Here is a 22986-nt window from a genome sequence, read left to right as displayed (position 1 = left end):
GCCGGCCCCTCGCCGGGCCGCATCACACGACCCAATCGAGGTATACCCCATGATGAAAGGTGGCATGGCCGGCCTGATGAAGCAGGCCCAGCAGATGCAGGAAAAGATGCAGAAGATGCAGGAAGAGCTGGCCAACGCCGAAGTCACCGGCCAGTCCGGTGGTGGCCTGGTGAGCGTGGTGATGACCGGCCGTCACGACGTCAAGCGTGTCAGCATCGACCAGAGCCTGATGTCGACCGACGAGGACGACAAGGAAGTCCTGGAAGACCTGATCGCCGCTGCGCTGAACGACGCCGTGCGCAAGATCGAGCAGAACAGCCAGGACAAGATGGGCAGCATGACCGCTGGCATGCAATTGCCACCGGGCTTCAAGATGCCGTTCTAACGCTTCGGCAATTCAAGAGAGCCGCCATTGGGTTTCCAGTGGCGGCTTTTTTATTTGAATGATTGAACAATTACACGTTGTTCAATCAGTCTCCTTTCGACAGTTCCACCGAGCGTCGATGCGCAGCGGAAGTTGCCTGTTCCACCAGTTGCCGAAGTTTGTGCTGGCTTTCAAATACTTCAATGGCCGCAGCGGTAGTGCCATTGGGGGAAGTTACCGCGACGCGCAGTTCGGTGAAATTGGCATGAGCCTGATGTTGCAAAGTTGCAGCGCCGAACGCAGTCTGCGCTGCCAGTTTTCGTGCCAGTTCAGCGTCCAGTCCCAACTTCACGCCCGCCTCGGCAAGAGCCTCGCTGAACAGATGGTAATACGCCGGGCCGCTGCCGCTGATGGCCGTCACCGCATCCAGTAGCTGTTCCTCATCCACCCAGTAAGCCGCACCTACCGCCTCGAACAGGCGGCCTATCACGGCCTTGCGTTTGCTATCGAGCTGCGCACCTGCATACAGCCCTGTGCAACCGGCCCCCAGCAGTACCGGAGTATTAGGCATGGCTCGCACCACCGGGCAACGCTGGCCGATGGCGTCGCTCAGGCTGGCCTCGGTAACGCCCGCAGCTACCGAGACCACAGTGGCCCGACTGCACTGTCGATCATTCAGCCCGGCGAGCGCGCTGCTGGCGTAAGCCGGCTTGACTGCCAGCACGATCAGTTCGAATGCCTGATCGGCGGGTACATCCTGCAGTCGGGTGTAGTGGCCTGCTGCGGCGTTCGCACTCAACCCTGGGTCGACGATGGTCAGGCGTTCGACCAGGCCGCCCTTGAGCCAGGCATCGCCCAGCGCGCCGCCCATTCGCCCGTAACCGATTAAAAGCACGTTCATTGACTGCCTCGCGGTGTGTTTGTTGTTCTCGTTTTTTAGCTTAAGGGCTTTTTTGACAAAGGTGCAACCGGGTGCAACTCAAAAGCATGTGTATTGGCAGGCTATTCGGTGACTCATGAGTCAGTCGCGCACTCTTTTGGTGTTAGTGGGTGTTTCTGCTGTTTGAATGAACCAAAACGGGGCATTTCGTTATTAATTCCAAAATAATAAATGATTAATCGTTTAATCAAGGTTGCACCTTTTTAAAAGGTTTGAATAAGATTCGCTCGCAATGGTGCAACCCGGTTGCTCTTTTGTGCTGTGCTCGCCGACATAACATCAAAAATACGGAGACTCGAATGACGCCTTCCAGTGCAACCCCCTCAGCTACCCAGGGGCGTGGCCGAGCCTTGGTCGCCAGCCTTACCGGCAGCTCCATCGAATGGTTCGACTATTTCCTCTACGGCACCGCCGCCGCCCTGGTCTTCAACAAGCTGTTCTTCCCCACATTCGACCCGGTAGTCGGGCTGCTGCTGGCCTATCTGTCGTTTTCCCTGACCTTTTTTGTGCGGCCCATCGGTGGCGTGCTGTTTGCCCACATCGGCGACCGCATCGGGCGCAAGAAGACCCTGGTCATCACCTTGTCACTGATGGGCGGCGCAACCGTGCTGATCGGTTGCCTGCCAACCTATGAGCACATCGGCGTGTGGGCGCCGGTGCTGCTGATCACCCTGCGCGTGATACAGGGCCTGGGCATTGGCGGCGAGTGGGGTGGTGCGCTGCTGCTGGCCTATGAATATGCCCCAGCCAATCGCAAGGGCCTGTTCGGCAGCGTGCCGCAGGTGGGCGTGACAGTGGGTATGCTGCTGGCGACCATGGCCGTAAGCCTGATGGCCATGCTGCCGGAGGAGCAGTTCATGAGCTGGGGCTGGCGTGTGCCGTTCGTACTCAGCGCCGGGCTGGTGTTCCTCGGCCTGTGGATTCGCCACGGTCTGGACGAAACGCCGGACTTCAAGAAAGCCAAGGCTTCCGGCAACGTGGCGAAAATGCCGCTGGTCGAAACCTTGCGCGATCACTGGCGCGAAGTGCTGATTGCCGCTGGCCTGAAAGTGGTGGAAACGGCGCCGTTCTATATTTTCTCGACCTTCGTTGTCAGCTACGCGGTCACCACGCTGGGCTACGACAAGGTCAGTACCCTCAATGCAGTGATGGTCGGCGCGGCGGTCGCGTCGCTGATGATCCCGGCCATGGGCTGGCTGTCGGACAAGGTCGGGCGCAAGGCGGTGTACATCGCCGGCATTCTGCTGATCGCTGCGTTCATCGTGCCGTACTTCAAGCTGCTTGACACCCGTACCACCTGGGGCCTGATGCTGGCGACCGTGATTGCCTTCGGCGTGCTGTGGGCACCGGTGACCGCCGTGCTTGGAACCATGAGTTCGGAAATCTTCTCCACTCGGGTGCGTTACACCGGCATCACCCTGGGTTATCAGCTGGGCGCCGCCCTGGCTGGCGGTACCGCGCCGTTGATCGCCACTTTCCTGCTCAGCCGCTACAACGGCAGCTGGCTACCGGTGGCGTTGTACCTGCTGGCGACGGTGGCCATCTCGCTGGTGGCGGTGCTGGCCGTGCGTTCGGGCAAGGGTGACAAGCCTGGCGATCCAGCGTTGATTTGACGCAACAGGCACTGGTGGGTATAAACCGGCTCTTATTGATTTGTCAGGCCTTACCCATGAGCTTCAGCCCCCTGATCCGCCAACTGATCGACGCCCTGCGCACCCTCCCGGGCGTCGGCCAGAAAACCGCCCAGCGCATGGCCCTGCAGCTGCTCGAACGTGACCGCAGCGGCGGCCTGCGCCTAGCCCAGGCGTTGAGCCAGGCCATGGAAGGGGTAGGGCATTGCCGCCAGTGCCGGACCCTGACCGAGCAGGAGCTGTGCCCGCAGTGCAGCGACCCGCGCCGTGACGACACGCAGCTGTGTGTGGTGGAAGGGCCAATGGATGTGTACGCGGTGGAGCAGACCGGCTATCGCGGGCGTTACTTCGTGCTCAAGGGGCACTTGTCGCCGCTCGATGGCCTGGGGCCAGAGGCCATCGGTGTGCCGCAGCTGATGGCGCGGATCGAGGAGCAGGGCAGCTTCACCGAGGTGATCCTGGCGACCAACCCGACCGTGGAAGGTGAGGCGACCGCGCATTACATCGCCCAGTTGCTGAACGAGAAAGGGCTGGTGGCGTCGCGGATCGCCCATGGCGTACCGCTGGGCGGGGAGCTGGAGCTGGTTGACGGCGGAACGCTGGCCCATGCCTTTGCCGGGCGCAAGCCGATCTCGCTGTGATTGGCTGGGGCTGCACAGCGGCCCCAGCCAGCAACTCAGTATTCGCTCAGGGAAAACTCGGTCAGGCAGAAGGTCGGCACTCCGGCCGCCTGCAACCGGCGCGAGCCATCCAGCTCGGGCAGGTCGATGATCGCCGCCGCCTCGAACACTTGGGCGCCGGTGCGACGCACCAGGTTGGCGGCCGCCAGCAGGGTGCCGCCGGTGGCAATCAGGTCATCGAAGATCAACACCGAATCGCCTTCGCACAGGCTGTCGGCATGCACTTCCAGGAAGGCTTCGCCGTACTCGGTCTGGTAGCCCTCGCTCAATACGTCGGCCGGCAGCTTGCCCTGTTTGCGGAACAGGATCAGCGGCTTGTTCAACTGGTGGGCGATGATCGAGCCGATCAGGAAGCCGCGTGCGTCCATGGCGCCGATGTGGCTGAACTCAGCCTCTACATAACGCTCGATGAACTGGTCGGCCACGTAACGCAGCCCGCGCGGCGACTGGAACAGCGGGGTGATGTCGCGAAAGATCACGCCGGGCTTGGGGAAGTCCACTACCGGGCGGATCAGGGCTTTGAGGTCGAAGGCGTCGCTGTGCATTGTTGCGGGTATCCTGGGAAAACGAATGCCCAAGTATACCCGCTAAACGCCGGCCTCAGGCCTCGATTGCACCACCGGCCAGCGCACACAGCTGGATCGGGTCGAGGATGTGCACTTCCTTGCCTTCGGCGCGAATCAGGCCGTTCTGCTGGAAACGGGTGAATACCCGCGACACGGTTTCCACCGCCAGGCCCAGGTAGTTGCCGATTTCGTTGCGCGACATGCTCAGGCGGAACTGGTTGGCCGAGTAACCGCGGGCGCGGAAGCGTGCGGACAGGTTGACCAGGAACGTGGCGATGCGTTCGTCGGCGGTCTTCTTCGACAACAACAGCATCATCTGCTGGTCGTCGCGAATTTCGCGGCTCATCACCCGCATCAACTGGCGACGCAGCTGTGGCAGTTGAACGGAGAGCTCATCGAGGCGCTCGAAGGGGATCTCGCAAACCGAAGTGGTTTCCTGGGCCTGGGCCGACACCGGGTAGGCCTCGGTGTCCATGCCGGACAGGCCGACCAGCTCGCTGGGCAAGTGGAAGCCGGTGATCTGTTCTTCACCGCTGTCGCTCAGGCTGAAGGTCTTGAGGGCGCCGGAGCGTACGGCATAAACCGAGCCGAAATTGTCACCCTGGCGGAACAGGAACTCGCCTTTCTTCAGCGGGCGTCCGCGTTTGACGATTTCATCCAGTGCATCCATGTCTTCGAGGTTGAGCGAAAGAGGCAGGCACAGGGGGGCCAGGCTGCAATCCTTGCAATGGGCCTGGTTGTGGGCGCGCAGTTTGACTGGCTCGGACATTTGAATCGATCCTTGTGGGAAAGCACACATAAGTCGTAAGGGTAACTCACGACCGAGGGTGTAGGCCAGTCTGCGCTACTTTGAAGCGAACTGGCGAAACCCCGGCGGGAAAATGCCGGGAGTCCTTGTCAGCCCATAGTGTGCCTGCCCTGGGGGGCTTGTCCATGTGGTCGATTGACTCCGTGATCAGATTACCCGTGAGAAGCGCTGGCGGTTATGCATCGCCAGGTAGGCATCGAACACCATGCACACCGAGCGTGCCAGCAGGCGCCCGGCCGGAAGGATACGGATGCCCGTGTCGTCCAGGCTGATCAGGCCATCGCGCTGCAGGGTCTGCAGAGCTGGCCAGAGGTCGTTGAAATAGCCGCGAAAATCGATGCTGAACGCTTCCTCGATCGGTTCGAAGTCCAGTTCGAAATGGCAGATCAGCTGCTGGATCACGGCCCGCCGCAAGCGGTCGTCGTGGTTGCAGACCAGTCCGCGCTGGGTCGCCAGCTGGGCGTTGGACAGGGTGTCCTGATAGGTATTGAGGTCGCTGCTGTTCTGGCAGTAGAGGTCGCCGATCTGGCTGATCGCCGATACGCCCAGGCCGATCAGGTCGCAATGACCATGGGTGGTGTAACCCTGGAAGTTGCGCTGCAGGGTGCCTTCTTCCTGGGCAATCGCCAGTTCGTCGTCAGGCAGGGCGAAGTGATCCATGCCGATGTAGCGATAGCCGGCGGCGGTCAGCTGTTCGATGGTGTTGCGCAGCATCTCGAGCTTGACCGCCGGTGCCGGCAGGTCGTTGCTGTCGATGCGCCGCTGCGGCATGAAGCGTTCGGGCAGGTGGGCGTAGTTGAACACTGACAGACGGTCGGGTTGCAGGCGGATCACTTCGTCGACGGTGCGGGCAAAGCCCTCCACGGTCTGTTTGGGCAGGCCGTAGATCAGGTCGAGGCTGACCGAACGAAACTGCAGGGTGCGCGCGGCCTCGATCAGGGTGCGGGTCTGCTCCAGGCTCTGCAAGCGGTTGACCGCGCGCTGAACGGCCGGGTCGAGGTCCTGCACGCCGAGGCTGACACGGTTGAAGCCCAGCTCGCGGAGCAGGCCCATGGTCGACCAGTCGGCCTCGCGCGGGTCGATCTCGATGCCGTAGTCGCCGGAGTCGTCGTCCAGCAAGTTGAAGTGCTTGCGCAAGGTAGCCATCAGCTGGCGGAGTTCGACGTGGCTGAGGAAGGTCGGCGTGCCGCCGCCGAAATGCAGCTGCTCAACGCGCTGTTTAGGCGCCAGGTGGCAGGCGATCAGCTGGATCTCCTGCTCCAGGCGTTGCAGGTAAGGCGCAGCGCGGCCGCGATCCTTGGTGATGACCTTGTTGCAGGCGCAGTAGTAGCAGATGTTGGCGCAGAACGGCACGTGCACGTACAGCGAAAGCGGGCGCACGGCCCGGCGGCTCTCGCGCAGGGCGTGGAGCAGGTCGAACGAACCTACCTCACTGTGCAGTTGCACGGCGGTCGGGTAGGAGGTGTAGCGTGGGCCGGCGAGATCGTAGCGGCGGATCAGGTCGGCATCCCAGCGTAGGTCGGCGAGCATGTGGGAGTCCCCGGATGATGCAGCAGTGTCCGGAGTCTATGGCTGTCTGTAGGAAAGTGTGTTGATTTGTATCAAGCGTCCATCAGTGGCCCATGAGCCAATGCTGGTGCGGGCCGGGCAAGGTCCAGATACCAAACAGGATCACCAATACACCACCGGCCATGCGCACGCTACGCCGTCTCAACACGGCGTTTACCCGCTCCGCCGCCAGGCCGGTGGCGAGCAAGATGGGCCATGTGCCCAGCCCGAATGCCAGCATCAACGCTGCGCTGTAGCCGGCGTTGCCCTGGCTGGCTGCCCACAGCAAAGTGCTGTAGACCAGGCCGCACGGCAACCAGCCCCACAGTGCCCCCAATAGCAGTGCACGGGGCACGCTGGAGACCGGCATAAGGCGCGAAGCGGCTGGCTGGATATGCCGCCACAGCCCACGGCCCAGCGCTTCGATGCGGGTCAGGCCGCTCCACCAGCCGGCCAGGTACAGCCCCATGGCGATCAGCAGCAGCGCCGCCACCACGCGCAGCGCCATGGCCGCCGAGCTGCTGGCCAGTGCCCAGCCAGCCAGGCCGAGCAGCAGGCCGGCGCAGGCATAGCTGAGGATGCGCCCCAGGTTGTAGGCCATCAGCAGGCGCAGCCGCCGGCCGCGTTGCTCGGGGGGAATGGCCAGGGTCAGCGCGCCCATCAGGCCGCCACACATGCCCAGGCAGTGGCCGCCACCGAGCAGGCCGAGCACCAGGGCCGAGCCGAGCAGGGGCACCAGGTCAGGCACGGGGTGGCGCTGCCTTGTCGTCGGGCGCTGCGGTTTCTTCGGGTTTGACCGCCGCCTGATGGCGCGGGTCCTGATCATCGAACAGGATGCTGTGGGCCGGGCTCTCGAGGTCATCGTACTGGCCGCTGTCCACCGCCCAGAAGAAGATGTAGACGGCCACGCCAACCAACAGCAGGGCGGCAGGGATCATCACATAGAGGGCGGGCATGGCGACTTCCTTCCGTGAGCGGCTGTGTCGTTCGCCGCCAGGCCTGCCACCGCCGGCAGGCGGGTCAGGCGCAGGGCATTGAGCACCACGATCAGCGAACTGACCGACATGCCGATGGCCGCCCATACCGGGGTGACCCAGCCAAGCGCGGCGAACGGCAACATGAGGCCATTATACAGGGTTGCCCAGAGCAGGTTCTCGAGGATGTTGCGGCGGGTACGGCGGGCCAGGTCGAAGGCCTGTACCAGTGCCTGCAGGCGGTTGGACAGCAGCACCGCATCGGCGCTGGTCTTGGCAAGGTCCGTGGCGCTGCCCATGGCAATGCTGATGTCGGCAGCGGCCAGCACGGGCACGTCGTTGACCCCGTCGCCGAGCATCAGCACCTTGCGCCCGGCGGCCTGCAGGGCCTTGAGGCGGTCCAGCTTGTCGTCCGGGCGCAGGCCGCCGATGGCTTGGTCGATGCCCAGTTGCGCGGCCACCTCGGCGACCATCGGCGAGCTGTCGCCGGACAGCAGCAAGGTACGCCAGCCGCGTGCCTGGCAGGCAGCGAGCAGGGCTGGGGCATCCTCGCGCAGGCGATCATCGAGGCCGAACCAGGCGAGTGGCCCCTGCTGGTCGCCCAGCAGCAACCATTGACCACGCGGTTCCGGCACGGTGGGGATCTCGGTGCCGCTCAGGGCGCAGACAAACGTGGCCTGGCCAATGCGCAGCGGCTGGCCGTCGACCCGGCCTTCAAGCCCGAGCCCCGGGACTGTCTGCACGTCGTCGGCGGCCGCTGCGGTGCGGCCAAAGGCGCGCGCAATCGGGTGCTCGGAGCGGTTTTCGAGGGCGGCGGCAAGGGCCAGGCAACGGTCGGCCGGCAGCGTTGCCAATGGGCGAATGCTGCGCAGGGTCAGGCGGCCCTCGGTCAGGGTGCCGGTCTTGTCGAAAATCACCGTGTCGATCTGGTTCAGGCCCTCAAGTACATGGCCACGGGTGACCAACAGGCCGAGCTTGTGCAGCGTTCCGGTGGCGGCAGTGAGTGCGGTCGGGGTGGCCAGCGAGAGCGCGCACGGGCAGGTCGCCACCAGCATGGCCAGGACGATCCAGAAGGCCCGCGCCGGGTCCAGGTACCACCACCACAGGCCGATGGCCACGGCGGCCAGGAGCGAGAACAGCAGGAAGTACTGCGAGGCGCGGTCGGCGATTTCCGCCAGCCGTGGCTTTTCCGTCTGCGCGCGCTCAAGCAGGCGGACGATGGCCGACAGCCGCGAGTCATGGCCGAGCGCTTCGACCTCAACGTTCAGTGTGCTCTCGACGTTCAGCGTGCCGCCGGTGACGTGCTCGCCGACGCGCCGTGGTTGTGGCAGATACTCACCGGTCAGCAGCGATTCGTCGACGCTGGAGCGCCCTTCGACGATGCGTCCGTCCGCCGGGATCACCGCACCGGGCAGTACCTGCACGGTGTCGCCACGCTGCAGTTCGCCGAGCAGGATGCGTTCGGCCCGCCCGTAGCTGTCCAGGCGCAGGCACGAGGCCGGTAGCAGGTTGACCAGCTGCGCGGTGGCTGCGGCCGTGCGCTCGCGGGCGCGGCGCTCGAGATAGCGGCCGGTCAGCAGGAACAGGGCGAACATGCCGACGGTATCGAAATACAACTCGCCGCTGCCGGTCACGGCCGTCCAGATGCCGGCGCCAAAGGCCAGGCCGATGGCCAGCGACACCGACACGTCCATGGTCAGGTGGCGGGTACGCAGGTCGCGCGCGGCGCCTTTGAAGAATGGCGCGCAACTGTAGAACACGATGGGAATGGTCAGGAACAGCGCGACCCAGCGCAGGATGGTGTGCATTTCCGGCGACAGGTCGATGTTGAACTCCGGCCAGGTGGCCATCGTTGCCATCATCGCCTGGAACCACAGCAGGCCGGCCACGCCCAGGCGGCGCAAGGCGCTGCGGTTGTCCCTGGCAAGCTGTTCGGCGGCCTGGTCGGGCTGGTACGGGTGGGCGGCGTAGCCGATCTGGCGCAGTTCGGCGAACAGCCGCGACAGCGGTAGCTGGTGGTCGTCCCAGTTGAGCAACAGGCGGTGGTTGGACAGGTTCAGGCGGGCTTCGGCGACGCCAGGCAGATTGCGCAGGTGCTTTTCGATCAGCCAGCCGCAGGCGGCGCAACTGATGCCTTCGACCAGCAAGGTGGCCTCGGCCAGGTCGCCCGTATGGCGGACGAAGTTCTGCTGGACATCGCTGCGGTCGTACAGGGCCAGCTCATCTTGCAGTTGTTTCGGCAGTGCCTCGGGGTTGGCGCTGCTGTCGCTGCGGTGCTGGTAGTAGTGCTCAAGGCCGCTGGCGACGATGGACTCGGCCACCGCCTGGCAGCCGGGGCAGCAGAACTGCCGGGGCTCGCCGAGGACCACGGCGGTGAAGCGGCTACCGGTGGGGACGGGCAGGGCGCAGTGGTAGCAGGGGGTGGGTTGGGTCATCACATCATTGCCTTACACAAATCGTCTGCCTGAGCGCGGTACCTGTGGGAGCGGGTTCACCCGCGAATGCGGCAGGCCTGAAAACAGCTTTGCCTGATCTGGCGCATTCGCGGGTAAACCCGCTCCCACAGGGGGAGGCGGTGGTGCGGTTACTGGTGTTCGGCTCCCTGGAGCGCTTCGTCACCCAGCTGCAAGGTCACGCCATGCTCGACCTTCTCTTCCTCGAACAACCGCCACACATGCTCGTCCTGGCTACCCAGCAGTTCGACGAACCGGCGTCCGTCGACCTTGTCCTCCAGCTGCCCGATATAGCGCCCGCGCTCGACCCGGCTGAGCAGTACTTTGCGGTCCCTGTCCGGCTGGGTCGGCGAAATCAGGTTGAGCTCCAGGCTTTGCGGATCGCTGTTGCCGCTCAGGCGCACCTCCGCCTCGCCGGTCAGCTCATCCAGGTGCACGCTGGCCTTGAGGTTGAGGGTCTGGGCCAGCAGCTCGCGGTCCAGCGAGCGGTTGATGCCTTTGCCCGCTTCGTAGTAGTTGTCGTTGACCAGGTTGTCCGGGTTGTGCACGGCGATGCTGACCATGGTCAGGCTCAGGCACACCGAGGTGGTCAGAATGCCGATGATGATCCAGGGCCAGAGGTGCTTGTACCAAGGGCTGGCGGCGGTGGCGGCAGGCATTGTCAGTGTTCTCTCTGTCAGCGGATCTGTGGGCCGATGAAGCGGCTCTTGGCTTCAACCTTGGCAGCACTGTCGTCGGCGCTGTTGAGGATGAAGGTGATTTCGTTGGTGGTGGATGGCAGCTTCTCAGGCGCAATCGACAGCTGTACCGGCAGGCTGACAATATCGCCGGCGGCCACGCGGATCTCGCGCTGGCCTTCCAGGCGCAGGTCGGGCAGGCCGGTGGCGTCCAGCACGTAGACGTGGTCGCGCTGGTCCTTGTTCATGACCTTGAGGCTGTATACGTTCTCGATCCGGCCTTGGGCGTTCTCGCGGTACAGCACGCGGTCCTTGCTGACGTCGAAACCGACCAGCGAACGGGTGGCGAAGGCCGTGCCCAGGGCGATGATCATCACCAGCAGCACCACGGCATAGCCGATCAGGCGAGGGCGCAGCATGTGGGTCTTCTGGCCCGAGAGGTTGTGCTCGGTGGTGTAGCTGATCAGGCCTTTGGGGTAGTTCATCTTGTCCATGATGCTGTCGCAGGCATCGATGCACGCCGCGCAGCCGATGCACTCGATCTGCAGGCCATCGCGAATGTCGATTCCGGTGGGGCAGACCTGCACGCACATGGTGCAGTCGATGCAGTCGCCCAGGCCCATGGCCTTGTAGTCGGCGTCTTTCTTGCGCGGGCCGCGGGTTTCGCCGCGGCGCGGGTCGTACGAGACGATCAGGGTGTCCTTGTCGAACATCACGCTCTGGAAGCGCGCATAGGGGCACATGTACACGCACACCTGCTCGCGCAGCCAGCCAGCGTTGCCGTAGGTGGCCAGGGTGAAGAAGCCGACCCAGAAGTAGGCCCAGCCATCGGCTTGGCCAGTGAAAAACTCGGTAAACAGCTCGCGGATCGGGGAGAAGTAACCGACGAAGGTCATGCCGGTGACGAAGCCGATCAGCAGCCACAGGCTGTGCTTGGCGAACTTGCGCAGGAACTTGTTGCCGCTCATGGGCGAGCGGTCAAGCTTCATGCGCTGGTTGCGGTCACCCTCGGTGACTTTTTCGCACCACATGAAGATCCATGTCCACACGCTTTGCGGGCAGGTGTAGCCGCACCACACGCGCCCGGCGAATACAGTGATGAAGAACAGGCCGAAGGCGGCGACGATGAGAATGCCCGACAGCAGGATGAAGTCCTGGGGCCAGATGGTGGCGCCGAAGATGTAGAACTTGCGCTCCGGCAGGTTCCACCACACGGCCTGGTGGCCACCCCAGTTCAGCCACACGGTGCCGAAGTAGAGCAGGAACAGCACGGCCCCGCCGACCATCCGCAGCCTGCGGAAGATGCCGGTGAAGGCGCGGGTATAGATTTTTTCGCGAGAGGCGTAGAGGTCGACGGAATCCTTCCCTTTGCTGGCAGGCGGGGTGACGTCATGTACCGGAATTTGCTTGCTCATCATCAAGTCCCACGGCAGTGGAGAAACGCCGCGGCCAGTGCGTGCCGGCCACAGTCTCGCGCATGCTGCTAGCGCTATGCGATCCATGATACGCCGCTGGTGGCGGTATGGGATCGCGCTGCGACCTTTAGTCGCGTTGGGTTCGTGGTGTGAATCGTGTTATGGCGAGTGTCAATTGATCCAGGTCAGCTTGTGCTGCATTTGCCGGCCTCTTCGCGGATGAATCCGCTCCTACAGGGACCGCGTGTGTATGTAGGAGCGGATTTATCCGCGAGAGGCCAGGCCTGCCTTACTCTGCCTGCTGGGCCGGTTCAGCCTGGTGCGACAGGCTGTACACATAAGCCGCCAGCAAGTGCACCTTGTCGTTACCCTGAAGCTGCTCCTGCGCCGGCATCTGCCCCTGGCGGCCATAGCGAATGGTCTGCTGCAGCTGGGCAAAGCTCGAACCGTAGATGAACGCCTGCGGGTGGGTCAGGTTCGGCGCGCCCATGGCCGGGGTGCCCTTGCCCTCAGGCCCGTGGCAGGCAACGCAGTTGGCGGCGAACAGCTTCTGGCCGTTCTCGGCATCGGCCTTGGCGCCTTCCGGCAGGCTGCGGCCATCGAGTTTGCTGGTGACGAACGCGGCGACATCGGCAACGCCCTGTTCGCCCAGCACTTCACCCCAGGCTGGCATCACGCCATGGCGGCCGCCCATGATGGTGGTCTTGATGGTTTCCGGCTCGCCGCCCCAGCGCCAGTCGTTGTCGGTAAGGTTGGGGAAGCCATAGGCGCCCTTGGCATCGGAGCCGTGGCACACCGAGCAGTTCGAGGCGAACAGGCGTGCGCCCATCTTCAGCGCTTGCGGGTCCTTGGCGACCTCTTCGATCGGCATCGCCGCGAACTTGGCGAAGATCGGCCCGAAGCGTGCGTTGGCCTTGGCCATTTCCTTTTCCCACTCGTGCACGCCGGTCCACCCCGGCTGGCCGTTGGAGAATTCGGTCTGCTTGTCGTTGTCCAGGTACGAATAGCCCGGCAGGATGCCTTTCCAGTTGCCCAGGCCCGGGTACAGCACCAGGTAGCCAAGGGCGAAGACGATGGTGCCGACGAACAGCCAGAACCACCATTTCGGCAGCGGGTTGTCGTACTCCTCGATGCCATCGAAGGCATGCCCGACGGTCTCGTCGGTGGCCTCTTCGCGCTGGCCCTTGCGGGTCGACAGCAGCAGCCAGGTCAGCGAGAAGATGGTGCCCAGGGTCAGGACGGTAACGTACAGACTCCAGAAGGTTGTCATTGTTGTTTGCTCCCAGAAGCTTTTGCTTGCTCGACGTGCTTGCTGGCCTCGGGATCATCCGCGAAGGGCAGCTGGGTCGCTTCGTCGAAGTCCTTCTTGCGCCGTGGGTTGAACACCCACAGCGCCAGGCCCACGAAGGCCACCATCACCACGACGGTGCCCAGGCCGCGAATCATCCCGATATCCATCAGCGTCACCGTTTGCTTTTGATGATGGTGCCAAGACCCTGCAGGTACGCGACCAGCGCGTCCATTTCGGTCTTGCCCTTGACCGCGTCGCGGGCGCCGGCGATGTCGGCGTCGCTGTAGGGCGTGCCCAAGGTACGCAGTACTTCCAGCTTCTTCGCGGTGTCCTTGCCATCGAGCTTGTTCTCGACCAGCCACGGGTAGGCCGGCATCTTCGATTCCGGTACCACGTTGCGCGGGTTGTACAGGTGTGCGCGGTGCCAGTCATCGGAGTAGCGCCCACCGACGCGGGCCAGGTCCGGGCCGGTGCGCTTGGAGCCCCACAGGAACGGGTGGTCCCAGACGCTTTCGCCAGCGACCGAGTAGTGGCCATAGCGTTCGGTTTCGGCGCGGAACGGGCGGATCATCTGCGAGTGGCAGCCAACGCAGCCTTCACGGATGTAGATGTCGCGGCCTTCGACTTCCAGCGCGGTGCGCGGTTTCATGCCTTCGACCGGCTTGTTGGTGACGTCCTGGAAAAACAGCGGGACGATCTGGGTCAGGCCACCGACGCTCACGGCGATGACCATGAAGAAGGCCAGCAGGCCTATGTTCTTCTCGACGGCTTCATGCTTCATCAGTGCGCTCCCACGACGACGATCTTGGCGGCTTCCTCGGCCTGTACCGGGTTGGCGGCACGCACGGTGCGGAACACGTTGTAGGCCATCAGCAGCATGCCGGTGGCGAAGAACGCACCGCCCAGGGCGCGGACGATATAGCCAGGGTGGCTGGCTTGCAGGGCTTCGACGAAGGAGTAGGTGAGCGTGCCGTCATCGTTGATGGCGCGCCACATCAGGCCCTGGGTGATGCCGTTGACCCACATCGAGGCGATGTACAGCACAGTGCCGATGGTCGCCAGCCAGAAGTGCGCGTTGATCAGGCCGACGCTGTGCATCTGCTCGCGGCCGTAGAGTTTCGGAATCATGTGGTAGACCGCGCCGATCGAGATCATCGCCACCCAGCCGAGGGCGCCGGCGTGCACGTGGCCGATGGTCCAGTCGGTGTAGTGCGACAGCGAGTTGACGGTCTTGATGGCCATCATCGGGCCTTCGAAGGTGGACATGCCGTAGAACGCCAGCGACACCACCAAAAAGCGCAGGATCGGGTCGGTGCGCAGTTTGTGCCAGGCGCCCGACAGGGTCATCATGCCGTTGATCATGCCGCCCCAGCTCGGTGCCAGCAGGATGATCGACATCACCATGCCCAGCGATTGCGCCCAGTCGGGCAGCGCGGTGTAGTGCAGGTGGTGCGGGCCGGCCCAGATGTACAGGGTGATCAGTGCCCAGAAGTGCACGATCGACAGGCGATAGGAGTAGATCGGCCGTTCAGCCTGCTTGGGCACGAAGTAGTACATCATCCCGAGGAAGCCGGTGGTGAGGAAGAAGCCCACCGCGTTGTGGCCGTACCACCACTGGATCATCGCGTCGGTGGCACCGGCATAGGCCGAGTACGACTTGAACAGGCTCACCGGCAGCGAAATGTGGTTGACGATGTGCAGCATCGCGGTGACCACTATGAAGGCGCCGTAGAACCAGTTGCCGACATAGATGTGCTTGGTCTTGCGCTTGACGATGGTGCCGAAGAACACCAGCCCGTAGGTGACCCAGACGATGGCCAGCAGGATCGCCAGCGGCCATTCCAGCTCGGCGTATTCCTTGGTGGTGGTGAAGCCCATCGGCAGGGTGATCAGCGCGCCGACGATCACCGCCTGCCAACCCCAGAAGGTGAAGGCGGCCATGCTGTCGGAGATCAGCCGGGTCTGGCAGGTGCGCTGCACCACGTAGTAACTGGTGCCGAACAGCGCACAGCCACCGAAGGCGAAGATGACCAGGTTGGTGTGCAGCGGGCGCAGGCGGCCGAAGCTGGTCCAGGGCAGGTCCAGGTTCAGTTGCGGCCACACCAGCTGCGAGGCGATGAAGACGCCCAGGCCCATGCCAAGGATCCCCCAGACCACCGTCATGATGGCGAACTGGCGGACGACCTTATAGTTATAAGCAGTCGGACTGATTGCTGTGCTCATGCTAAGGTTCCACGGTTTTGGTGTTCTTGTTGGTCGAAAAATCGGCGCCGGTATCGATAACCGCGTGGGTTATGACAACGCAAGGATCCGTGCGCCGACCCGTGTCCGGGCCCTTCCGCCGGTGTCCCGCGGCGAGAGGGTCGGGACGATTGTACACAAATAAATATTTGTAATGTGTACCGTTTTTCATCTTTTTCTGATCGATTGGTCAAGCTTTTTTTGCGGGCGGCATCAGGCTGTGCGCCGCGTCTGCTTCGGACCTTTCGGAGCGAAGCCGCTGTGGCAACAAGCTTAGTTCTGTTCGGAGGGGGTGCAAGGGCGGGGGTAGAGCGGGGAGAGGGGCCGCAAGGCGGCCCCGAGGGTTTTACTGGGCGGTCAGCTTTTCGGCGGCATCGTTCTGCGACAGGCTGTACACATAGGCCGCCAGCAGGTGCACCTTGTCATTGCCCTGGATCTCCGCCTGGGCCGGCATCTGCCCCTGGCGCCCATAGCGAATGGTCTGCTGCAACTGGGCAAAGCTCGACCCATAGATGAACGCCTGCGGATGGGTCAGGTTCGGCGCGCCCATGGCCGGGGTGCCTTTGCCTTCAGGCCCGTGGCAGGCCACGCAGTTGCCGGCGAAGATTTCCTTGCCCTTGACCGGGTCGGCCTTGACCCCTTCCGGCAGGCTGCGGCCATCGAGGTTGCTCAGCACGAACGCAGCGACATCCGCCACGCCCTGCTCCCCGATCACCTCGGCCCAGGCCGGCATCACGCCGTGGCGGCCATTCATGATCGAAGCCTTGATGGTCTCCGGCTCGCCGCCCCAGCGCCAGTCGTTGTCGGTCAGGTTGGGGAAGCCGTAGGCGCCCTTGGCATCCGAGCCGTGGCACACCGAGCAGTTGGAGGCGAACAGGCGGCTGCCCATTTTCAGCGCTTGAGGGTCCTTGGCGACTTCCTCTACCGGCATGGCCGCGTACTTGGCGAAGATCGGGCCGAACCTGGCGTCGGCCTTTTCCATCTCCTTCTGCCACTCGTTGGCACCGGTCCAGCCATTCTCATAGCCGGGCAGGATGCCCTTCCAGTTGCCCAGGCCCGGGTACAGCACCAGGTAACCGGCGCCGAACACCAGGGTGCCGACGAACAGCCAGAACCACCACTTGGGCAGCGGGTTGTCGTACTCCTCGATGCCATCGAAGCTGTGCCCCATGGTCTGGTCGGTGGTGCTGTTGCTCTGGCCCTTGCGGGTCGACAGCAACAGCCACGCCAGGCCGATCAGGCTGCCGATGGTCAGTACACTGATATAGGTACTCCAGAAGGTGGTCATTGCGCTTTGCTCCTCACAGCCGCAGTCATGGCAGCAGGTTCCTGCCCGGCAGGGGGCAGGCGGTCGTCGACGAAGGGCAGCAGGCGCGCTTCGGCGAAATCATGGTCGCGGCGTCGGTTGAACACCCACAGTGAGAGGCCGATGAAGGCGATCATCACCACCAGGGTGCCCAGCCCACGGATCATGCCGATGTCCATTTCCATGGTGGTTTACCTCTTGTTCTTGATGGCGGTGCCAAGCACCTGCAGGTAGGCGACCAGCGCGTCCATCTCGGTCTTGCCCTTGACCGCGTCACGGGCGCCGGCGATGTCCTCGTCGGTGTACGGCACGCCCAAGGTGCGCAGGGTGCGCATCTTGGTGTCGGTGTGGCTGTTGTCGACCTTTTCCGCGACCAGCCACGGGTAGGACGGCATCTTCGATTCCGGTACCACGTTGCGCGGGTTGTACAGGTGCGCGCGGTGCCAGTCGTCCGAGTAGCGGCCACCGACGCGGGCCAGGTCCGGGCCGGTGCGCTTGGAGCCCCACAGGAACGGGTGGTCCCAGACGCTTTCACCGGCGACCGAGTAGTGGCCGTAGCGTTCGGTTTCGGCGCGGAACGGGCGGATCATCTGCGAATGGCAGCCGACGCAGCCTTCGCGGATGTAGATGTCGCGGCCTTCCAGTTGCAGCGCGGTGTAGGGCTTCATGCCTTCGACCGGCTTGTTGGTGACGTCCTGGAAGAACAGCGGGACGATCTGGGTCAGGCCGCCGATGCTCACGGCAAACACCATCAGCAAGGCCAGGAGGCCTACGTTTTTCTCGATGACTTCATGTTTCATCAGTCATGTCTCCTCAAGCCAGCTGGGCGTTCGCAGGGGCGGCGTCGAGCGCCGGCGAACGCACGGTGCGCCAGGTGTTCCAGGCCATCAGGAACATGCCGCTGAGGAAGATCGCGCCGCCGACGAAGCGCACGATGAAGCCTGGGTGGCTGGCCACCAGGGTTTCAACGAACGAGTAGGTGAGCGTGCCGTCGCTGTTGACTGCGCGCCACATCAGGCCCTGGGCGATGCCGTTGACCCACATCGAGGCGATGTACAGCACGGTGCCGATGGTCGCCAGCCAGAAATGCGCGTTGATCAGGCCCAGGCTGTGCATCTGCTGCTTGCCGAACACTTTCGGGATGGTGTGGTACAGCGCACCGATCGAGATCATCGCCACCCAGCCGAGGGCGCCGGCATGCACGTGGCCGATGGTCCAGTCGGTGTAGTGGGACAAGGCGTTGACCGTCTTGATGGCCATCATCGGGCCTTCGAAGGTGGACATGCCGTAGAACGCCAGCGACACCACCAGGAAACGCAGGATCGGGTCGCTGCGCAGTTTGTGCCAGGCCCCCGACAGGGTCATCATGCCGTTGATCATGCCGCCCCAGCTTGGCGCCAGCAGGATCAGCGACATCACCATGCCCAGCGACTGCGCCCAGTCCGGCAGGGCGGTGTAGTGCAGGTGGTGCGGGCCTGCCCAGATGTACAGGGTGATCAGTGCCCAGAAGTGAACGATCGACAGGCGATAGGAATACACCGGGCGCTCGGCCTGCTTGGGCACGTAGTAGTACATCATCCCGAGGAAGCCGGCGGTGAGGAAGAAGCCTACCGCGTTGTGGCCGTACCACCATTGCACCATGGCGTCGGTGGCACCGGCGTACACCGAGTACGACTTGGTCAGGCTGACCGGCAGCTCCAGGTTGTTGACGATGTGCAGCAGCGCCACGGTGAGGATGAAGGCGCCGAAGAACCAGTTGCCGACGTAGATGTGCTTGGTGGTGCGCTTCATCAGCGTGCCGAAGAACACGATGGCGTAGCTGACCCAGACGATGGTGATGAGGATGTCGATCGGCCATTCCAGCTCGGCGTATTCCTTGGAGCTGGTGTAGCCCAGCGGCAGGGTGATGGCCGCCAGCAGGATCACCAGTTGCCAGCCCCAGAAGCTGAACGCCGCCAGTTTTGGCGCGAACAGGGTGGTCTGGCAGGTGCGTTGCACCGAATAATAGGAGGTGGCAAACAGCGCGCAGCCGCCGAATGCAAAGATCACCGCATTGGTATGCAGCGGTCGCAGGCGGCCGAAGCTGGTCCAGGGGAGGTCGAAGTTGAGGGAAGGCCAGGCGAGCTGGGCGGCGATGAAGACGCCGAGCCCCATCCCGACGATTCCCCACACCACCGTCATGATGGCGAATTGGCGGACCACCTTGTAGTTATAGGCGGTACTGCTGGTTGTGTTCATGTATGGGTTCCCATCCACGGTTATTGGCAGGCTTTACAGCGAGGCAAGCATGAGTAATGGGCAAAGTGCCGGTATTGACGGGGATCAATGGGCGCAGGTCGGAAATGTCCCAGGCTTGCGCTGCGATCCTCCGCAGGTTGAAGGCAAAGACGGCTACAAGGGCTGCCTGATCCTGGCCCATGGCGCAGGTGCGCCGATGGACAGCGGGTTCATGGACGAAATGGCGCAAAGGCTTGCGGCACTTGGGGTAGCGGTAGTGCGCTTCGAGTTCCCGTACATGGCCGAGCGCAGGGTTACCGGCGGCAAGCGGCCGCCGAACCCGCAGAAGGTGTTGCTGGAATGCTGGCGCGAGGTGTACCGGCAGGTGCGACCTTTGGTCGCGGGTAAGCTGGCAGTGGGTGGCAAGTCCATGGGCGGTCGCATGGCCAGCCTGTTGGCCGACGAATTGGGTGCGGATGCGCTGGTGTGCCTGGGTTATCCGTTCTACGCGGTGGGCAAGCCCGAGAAGCCGCGAGTGGAGCATTTGGCCGAGTTGAAAACGCCGACCTTGATCGTGCAGGGCGAGCGCGATGCGCTGGGTAACCGCGAGGCGGTGGCGGGGTATGCGTTGTCGTCGGCGATCGAGGTGAGCTGGCTAGTGGCGGGGGACCATGACCTGAAGCCGTTGAAGGCCTCGGGGTTCAGCCATGAGCAGCATTTGCAGGCGGCGGCGGAGCGGGTTGTGGCTTTTTTACAAGAATAGCGGTGGGGTTTCGTACATTGATCGCCGCCTAATCTAATCAAATCCGGGCTTATTTTGTAGGAAAAACTACCCTGCTATGTGGGAACCTTCCTAATCGCCCGCCTCGCATGGACTATCAACAAATTACAGGCCAATGTAAACGGAAATTCTCCTCCTTTCGGCGCCAAGTTGTCGCAGAGGAGTTGGGAAATGCAGTTTCCGTTCAGAGGTCGTTATGTCTGAAACCGCACGCTTGATCTTCAACCATAGCCAACACATCCATGGTGATGCCTCTGCGGACTTCGTATGGGGTGATAACCGGGCTCATGCGTCTGTCCGCTTCCTGCTATGAAACCACCCTGAACCACACCTGGCCCTGCTCGGGTGTGGCAAGCAGTACTGCATCTACCAGCCCCCGCCTGTTGGCAGAAGATGGTAGCGAGGGCTCTCGTTACGAGCTTGAGTCACAGGCTCTCAAACTGACGATGGAGTGAACATGGAGTCCACCAACGATAGCCAGGCAGAAGCACCGCACGCAGAAGGGGTGACCAGTAGAGAGAGCACTGTAGTGGTTGCCTACCAGAAAGCCGCGCAGTGCTACTTCCGCCCCGACACCGAGGAGCTGGTATTCCTTGCCGGCATGGAGGCCGGCAGGTTTGAAACCCACTGGCGTGGCATGCAGGCCAGCATCAGCAACTTCCACGAGGCGCAAGCCAGGTATCAGGAAGTGCTTGAGGCCTACATGGCCGGTTCGCTGAAAGGCCTTTCGGCGCTGGCGCGGGACCAACACGAAATCGCAATTGCCGCTGCCGAAGACAATGTGGATGAACAGCGCAAGGCGATACACGAGAAGCTGGGCACGTTCTCGCAAAACGGCATGGCCTACGAGGACGTGGTCGAGCTGCTGCCGATCAGCGGCCAGAACAGCAAGGGCAAGCGGGGCAAGAAGCCCATTCGCTATGCCTATGTGAAAAAGAGCTTTTACGACGCAAACAAGCAGGGTGGAAAGCTAAGCAGCAAGTCGCTCAAGGCCAAAGATAAGAAAACCGGCCAGCAAAGTTTTATCCGCAAGGACAAACGCGGCAATACCCGCATTGATACGCAGCTGTTACGGCAACAGTTGCTGAACCTGGAGTGGCGGAAGCTGAAGCTTGAACTGGCCGACGTGCTGAAGTGGACCGGTGCTGACTTCAACCCGGAGGACTTGCAAAAGGACCTGACGCTGTTCGACTGGGCGGACAGCTGGAACGAAAGTGCAACGACCAGCGGCGCGCTGTTTGGTAGCGAGAACATCGATTTTTCGGCCGGCGCCCAGTTCATGCGCCTTGTTTCCAACGTGGGCGCCAGTGCCGAGTTCGACCCCGCCAAGGGCCAGGCAGCGGTCAATGTCGCTGCCAAGGCCAGCTTCTCCATCGCCTCGGCAACGGTTGGCACCCAGGCCTTCGTACCGGATCGCCTGGGCTGGTCGCTGGCCTACGCCCACGGTGATGGCCAAACCTTCGACATGGGCCGGATGCGCTTGTTGATCGAGCCGGAGCTGACCGGCTTCATCGGTGCGTCGGTAGTGCTGGAAGGCCAGTTGCAGGTGGTGGTCAAAGGCGACAAGCAGATGCTGGCCGGCCAGCCGGGTGGGCGGCTGCCGCGCTTCGAAACGCGGCGCACCAAAGGGGCGGTGTTCCACCAGCAGATGGATGCCGAGGACGAGGGGCTGAAGCTTACCGGTCAGGGATTTGCAGGGGCTCGGGCAGAGGGCAGCCTGAAAGGCAGCTTGCAGTGGTTGAAACCGGCAGGGCCGATCGACCCGGAGCACTGGACAGCGGGCATGCTGATGTCCAGTGGCGAGTTCACGGACTTTTGCACGATTGCGCAGAGCATAGGCGGGTTGGCAGGTGTTGGCGCGAGTGGGAAGTTTCACTGCACGTTCATTAACGGCAAGTTTTGCTTTCATGTTGCTGCCAGCCTCTGTTGGGGCTACGGGGCCAAGGGCGGGCTTATTTTTGAGGTGGGTACTAACTCGATTGCGGAGTTTGGGGCGTGGTTGGTGTATCAGCTTCATCGATTGGATTATGGGTTCTTTTCTATTGTCGATAAAGACGCGTTTGCTATCTATAGCAGGGCATGTGTGGTTGGGCTCATTGGCGTGGGTTTTGAACTTTATGCGCGATATGCGCAGTTTGGTAAAGACTTGTCGAAGGTGGCTGGTGATTTATCAAATGCGTTGATTGAATTTGCTGGTAGTGCTAAAGACCAGATTGCCACATCTCGTCGGAGAAATATGTTGGCAAAAAATACTATTTCTCGTCGCTTTGAGTTACTTGCCTATACTCCGGAATCTAAAGGTATCTTGATTTATCTGCTGACTAGGCATGGCAAACTGGATTATCAGGACCCGAATAATATGGGGGAGAATCTCGTACCTGATTTCTTTCAGCAGCGAAAAGAAGCGGTGGTTTGGGTTCTGAGAAGTATTCAAACCCTTGTCGAGTGGCGAAAGGTGCTGTGCCGCGTAACAGTTGATGGTGGTAGCCAAGCCGGCGAGGGAGATGAGGCAATTGTAGAAAAACGGCAAGAACAGAGCTTGATAGAGTTCCTGCAAATTGGGTTCGATCGCGATGATGATCTTCGCAGGGCGAAGGACGAATTGTACGCCATTCGAAAGGTTATCAGGTTGGAAAGCAGTTGGGGGTATGCGCTTACTATGAATAACACCGAATACTATAGGCTGAATTACGGTGATAACCCCAATTTCCCTGAGCGCTGTAGTTTTGGCCCTGATTGCAGTGAATTTGATTTTAGGTGGGGGGAAGTATGAGGGCATATCTGAATATTAGTCTCGTTTTGGTCGCTTCAGCTATTGCTGGGTGCGGACAGGAAGTCAGCAGCAATGTAGCTAGTGCTCCGCAAGTGGATCCTGAAAGGGTTGAGGCTTTTGTTGAGAAGGTAGTCGAGCGGCAGGTGTATGTTGAAGGTGGCAAATACCTGATGGGGGATTTCGGTGCTGAGTATGGTTTGGAAAAAATTCAATATGATGCTGATGTGAACAGTAAGCCGCTTCATGAGGTAAAGCTTAGTAGTTTTTCCATGTCGAAGTTCAAGGTGACGAATGAGGAGTATGATTTTTACCTGCTGGCAA

General features: G+C 62.2%; 23 protein-coding genes. 6 read left to right on the top strand and 17 right to left on the bottom strand.

Annotated elements, in window-relative coordinates; genetic code table 11:
• Positions 1 to 49 precede the first annotated feature (49 nt).
• Complete coding sequence (locus ACQKPS_RS23180; RefSeq protein ID WP_028692865.1) at positions 50 to 385, top strand: YbaB/EbfC family nucleoid-associated protein; 336 nt, start codon at positions 50 to 52, stop codon at positions 383 to 385.
• Between the two features lie 85 nt (positions 386 to 470).
• On the opposite strand, the gene proC is transcribed toward ACQKPS_RS23180, so the two are convergent.
• Positions 471 to 1265: a pyrroline-5-carboxylate reductase gene (gene proC, locus ACQKPS_RS23175; RefSeq protein ID WP_283724985.1), complete on the bottom strand. Its 795-nt coding sequence runs from the start codon at positions 1263 to 1265 to the stop codon at positions 471 to 473.
• 338 nt (positions 1266 to 1603) lie between these two features.
• Here proC and ACQKPS_RS23170 point away from each other — a divergent pair, with 338 nt between their 5' ends.
• Positions 1604 to 2917 (top strand): MFS transporter, encoded by a 1314-nt coding sequence (locus ACQKPS_RS23170; RefSeq protein WP_427605682.1) that lies wholly within the window; start codon positions 1604 to 1606, stop codon positions 2915 to 2917.
• 56 nt (positions 2918 to 2973) lie between these two features.
• Complete coding sequence (gene recR / locus ACQKPS_RS23165; RefSeq protein ID WP_054884114.1) at positions 2974 to 3576, top strand: recombination mediator RecR; 603 nt, start codon at positions 2974 to 2976, stop codon at positions 3574 to 3576.
• 35 nt (positions 3577 to 3611) lie between these two features.
• On the opposite strand, the gene ACQKPS_RS23160 is transcribed toward recR, so the two are convergent.
• The 16 genes from ACQKPS_RS23160 to ccoN (ACQKPS_RS23085) all read right to left on the bottom strand — a co-directional run bounded on the left by ACQKPS_RS23160 (position 3612) and on the right by ccoN (ACQKPS_RS23085) (position 19132).
• The gene (locus ACQKPS_RS23160) at positions 3612 to 4160 is read right to left on the bottom strand and encodes an adenine phosphoribosyltransferase (RefSeq protein WP_009683910.1); all 549 of its coding nucleotides are present in this window, start codon (positions 4158 to 4160) and stop codon (positions 3612 to 3614) included.
• 55 nt (positions 4161 to 4215) lie between these two features.
• The gene (gene fnrA, locus ACQKPS_RS23155; protein ID WP_060508220.1) at positions 4216 to 4950 is read right to left on the bottom strand and encodes a Crp/Fnr family transcriptional regulator FnrA; all 735 of its coding nucleotides are present in this window, start codon (positions 4948 to 4950) and stop codon (positions 4216 to 4218) included.
• Positions 4951 to 5136: 186 nt separating this feature from the next.
• Complete coding sequence (gene hemN, locus ACQKPS_RS23150; RefSeq protein ID WP_254484469.1) at positions 5137 to 6519, bottom strand: oxygen-independent coproporphyrinogen III oxidase; 1383 nt, start codon at positions 6517 to 6519, stop codon at positions 5137 to 5139.
• Positions 6520 to 6601: 82 nt separating this feature from the next.
• Positions 6602 to 7285 (bottom strand): sulfite exporter TauE/SafE family protein, encoded by a 684-nt coding sequence (locus tag ACQKPS_RS23145; protein WP_427605681.1) that lies wholly within the window; start codon positions 7283 to 7285, stop codon positions 6602 to 6604.
• Positions 7278 to 7493, bottom strand: coding sequence for a cbb3-type cytochrome oxidase assembly protein CcoS (ccoS, locus tag ACQKPS_RS23140; RefSeq protein ID WP_254484473.1), 216 nt, complete (start codon positions 7491 to 7493; stop codon positions 7278 to 7280). Before ccoS ends, ACQKPS_RS23145 begins: the two co-directional genes overlap by 8 nt.
• Positions 7475 to 9946 (bottom strand): heavy metal translocating P-type ATPase, encoded by a 2472-nt coding sequence (locus ACQKPS_RS23135; protein ID WP_427605680.1) that lies wholly within the window; start codon positions 9944 to 9946, stop codon positions 7475 to 7477. The genes ccoS and ACQKPS_RS23135 overlap by 19 nt, the downstream gene beginning before the upstream one ends.
• 149 nt (positions 9947 to 10095) lie before the next feature.
• Complete coding sequence (locus ACQKPS_RS23130; protein ID WP_427605679.1) at positions 10096 to 10623, bottom strand: FixH family protein; 528 nt, start codon at positions 10621 to 10623, stop codon at positions 10096 to 10098.
• A 17-nt stretch (positions 10624 to 10640) separates the two neighbouring features.
• Positions 10641 to 12056 (bottom strand): cytochrome c oxidase accessory protein CcoG, encoded by a 1416-nt coding sequence (gene ccoG, locus ACQKPS_RS23125; protein ID WP_254484479.1) that lies wholly within the window; start codon positions 12054 to 12056, stop codon positions 10641 to 10643.
• A gap of 289 nt (positions 12057 to 12345) precedes the next feature.
• On the bottom strand, positions 12346 to 13326 hold the full coding sequence (gene ccoP / locus ACQKPS_RS23120; protein ID WP_283724990.1) for a cytochrome-c oxidase, cbb3-type subunit III: 981 nt from the start codon (positions 13324 to 13326) through the stop codon (positions 12346 to 12348).
• A complete protein-coding gene (locus ACQKPS_RS23115) occupies positions 13323 to 13514 on the bottom strand; it encodes a CcoQ/FixQ family Cbb3-type cytochrome c oxidase assembly chaperone (protein WP_051101055.1) in 192 nt (63 codons plus the stop codon). The genes ccoP (ACQKPS_RS23120) and ACQKPS_RS23115 overlap by 4 nt, the downstream gene beginning before the upstream one ends.
• A 5-nt stretch (positions 13515 to 13519) precedes the next feature.
• Positions 13520 to 14128 carry a cytochrome-c oxidase, cbb3-type subunit II gene (gene ccoO / locus ACQKPS_RS23110; RefSeq protein WP_054884105.1) on the bottom strand — a complete coding sequence of 203 codons (609 nt, stop codon included), beginning with the start codon at positions 14126 to 14128 and terminating at the stop codon, positions 13520 to 13522.
• Complete coding sequence (gene ccoN, locus ACQKPS_RS23105) at positions 14128 to 15570, bottom strand: cytochrome-c oxidase, cbb3-type subunit I (protein WP_159411429.1); 1443 nt, start codon at positions 15568 to 15570, stop codon at positions 14128 to 14130. The genes ccoO (ACQKPS_RS23110) and ccoN (ACQKPS_RS23105) overlap by 1 nt, the downstream gene beginning before the upstream one ends.
• A 364-nt stretch (positions 15571 to 15934) precedes the next feature.
• Positions 15935 to 16876 (bottom strand): cytochrome-c oxidase, cbb3-type subunit III, encoded by a 942-nt coding sequence (gene ccoP, locus ACQKPS_RS23100; protein ID WP_427605678.1) that lies wholly within the window; start codon positions 16874 to 16876, stop codon positions 15935 to 15937.
• Complete coding sequence (locus ACQKPS_RS23095; RefSeq protein WP_054884102.1) at positions 16873 to 17079, bottom strand: cbb3-type cytochrome oxidase subunit 3; 207 nt, start codon at positions 17077 to 17079, stop codon at positions 16873 to 16875. The genes ccoP (ACQKPS_RS23100) and ACQKPS_RS23095 overlap by 4 nt, the downstream gene beginning before the upstream one ends.
• Before the next feature lie 6 nt (positions 17080 to 17085).
• A complete protein-coding gene (gene ccoO / locus ACQKPS_RS23090; protein WP_054884101.1) occupies positions 17086 to 17694 on the bottom strand; it encodes a cytochrome-c oxidase, cbb3-type subunit II in 609 nt (202 codons plus the stop codon).
• 13 nt (positions 17695 to 17707) lie between these two features.
• Entirely contained in the window at positions 17708 to 19132 is a 1425-nt protein-coding gene (ccoN, locus tag ACQKPS_RS23085; protein WP_254484485.1) for a cytochrome-c oxidase, cbb3-type subunit I, read from the bottom strand.
• Between the two features lie 49 nt (positions 19133 to 19181).
• Here ccoN (ACQKPS_RS23085) and ACQKPS_RS23080 point away from each other — a divergent pair, with 49 nt between their 5' ends.
• The 3 genes from ACQKPS_RS23080 to ACQKPS_RS23070 form a co-directional block, all read left to right on the top strand.
• Entirely contained in the window at positions 19182 to 19874 is a 693-nt protein-coding gene (locus ACQKPS_RS23080; protein ID WP_427605677.1) for an alpha/beta family hydrolase, read from the top strand.
• A 475-nt stretch (positions 19875 to 20349) separates the two neighbouring features.
• Complete coding sequence (locus ACQKPS_RS23075; RefSeq protein ID WP_427605676.1) at positions 20350 to 22665, top strand: hypothetical protein; 2316 nt, start codon at positions 20350 to 20352, stop codon at positions 22663 to 22665.
• Positions 22662 to 22986, top strand: a 325-nt coding sequence (locus ACQKPS_RS23070; protein WP_427605675.1) for an SUMF1/EgtB/PvdO family nonheme iron enzyme, incomplete at its 3' end; no start/stop codon positions are given. The genes ACQKPS_RS23075 and ACQKPS_RS23070, both read left to right, overlap by 4 nt.

Source organism: Pseudomonas sp. NPDC086566 (assembly GCF_050280885.1).
Classification (GTDB): Bacteria; Pseudomonadota; Gammaproteobacteria; order Pseudomonadales; family Pseudomonadaceae; genus Aquipseudomonas; species Aquipseudomonas vlassakiae.
Note: the sequence above shows the minus strand (reverse complement) of the source record. Positions and strands in the feature narration are given on the sequence as shown.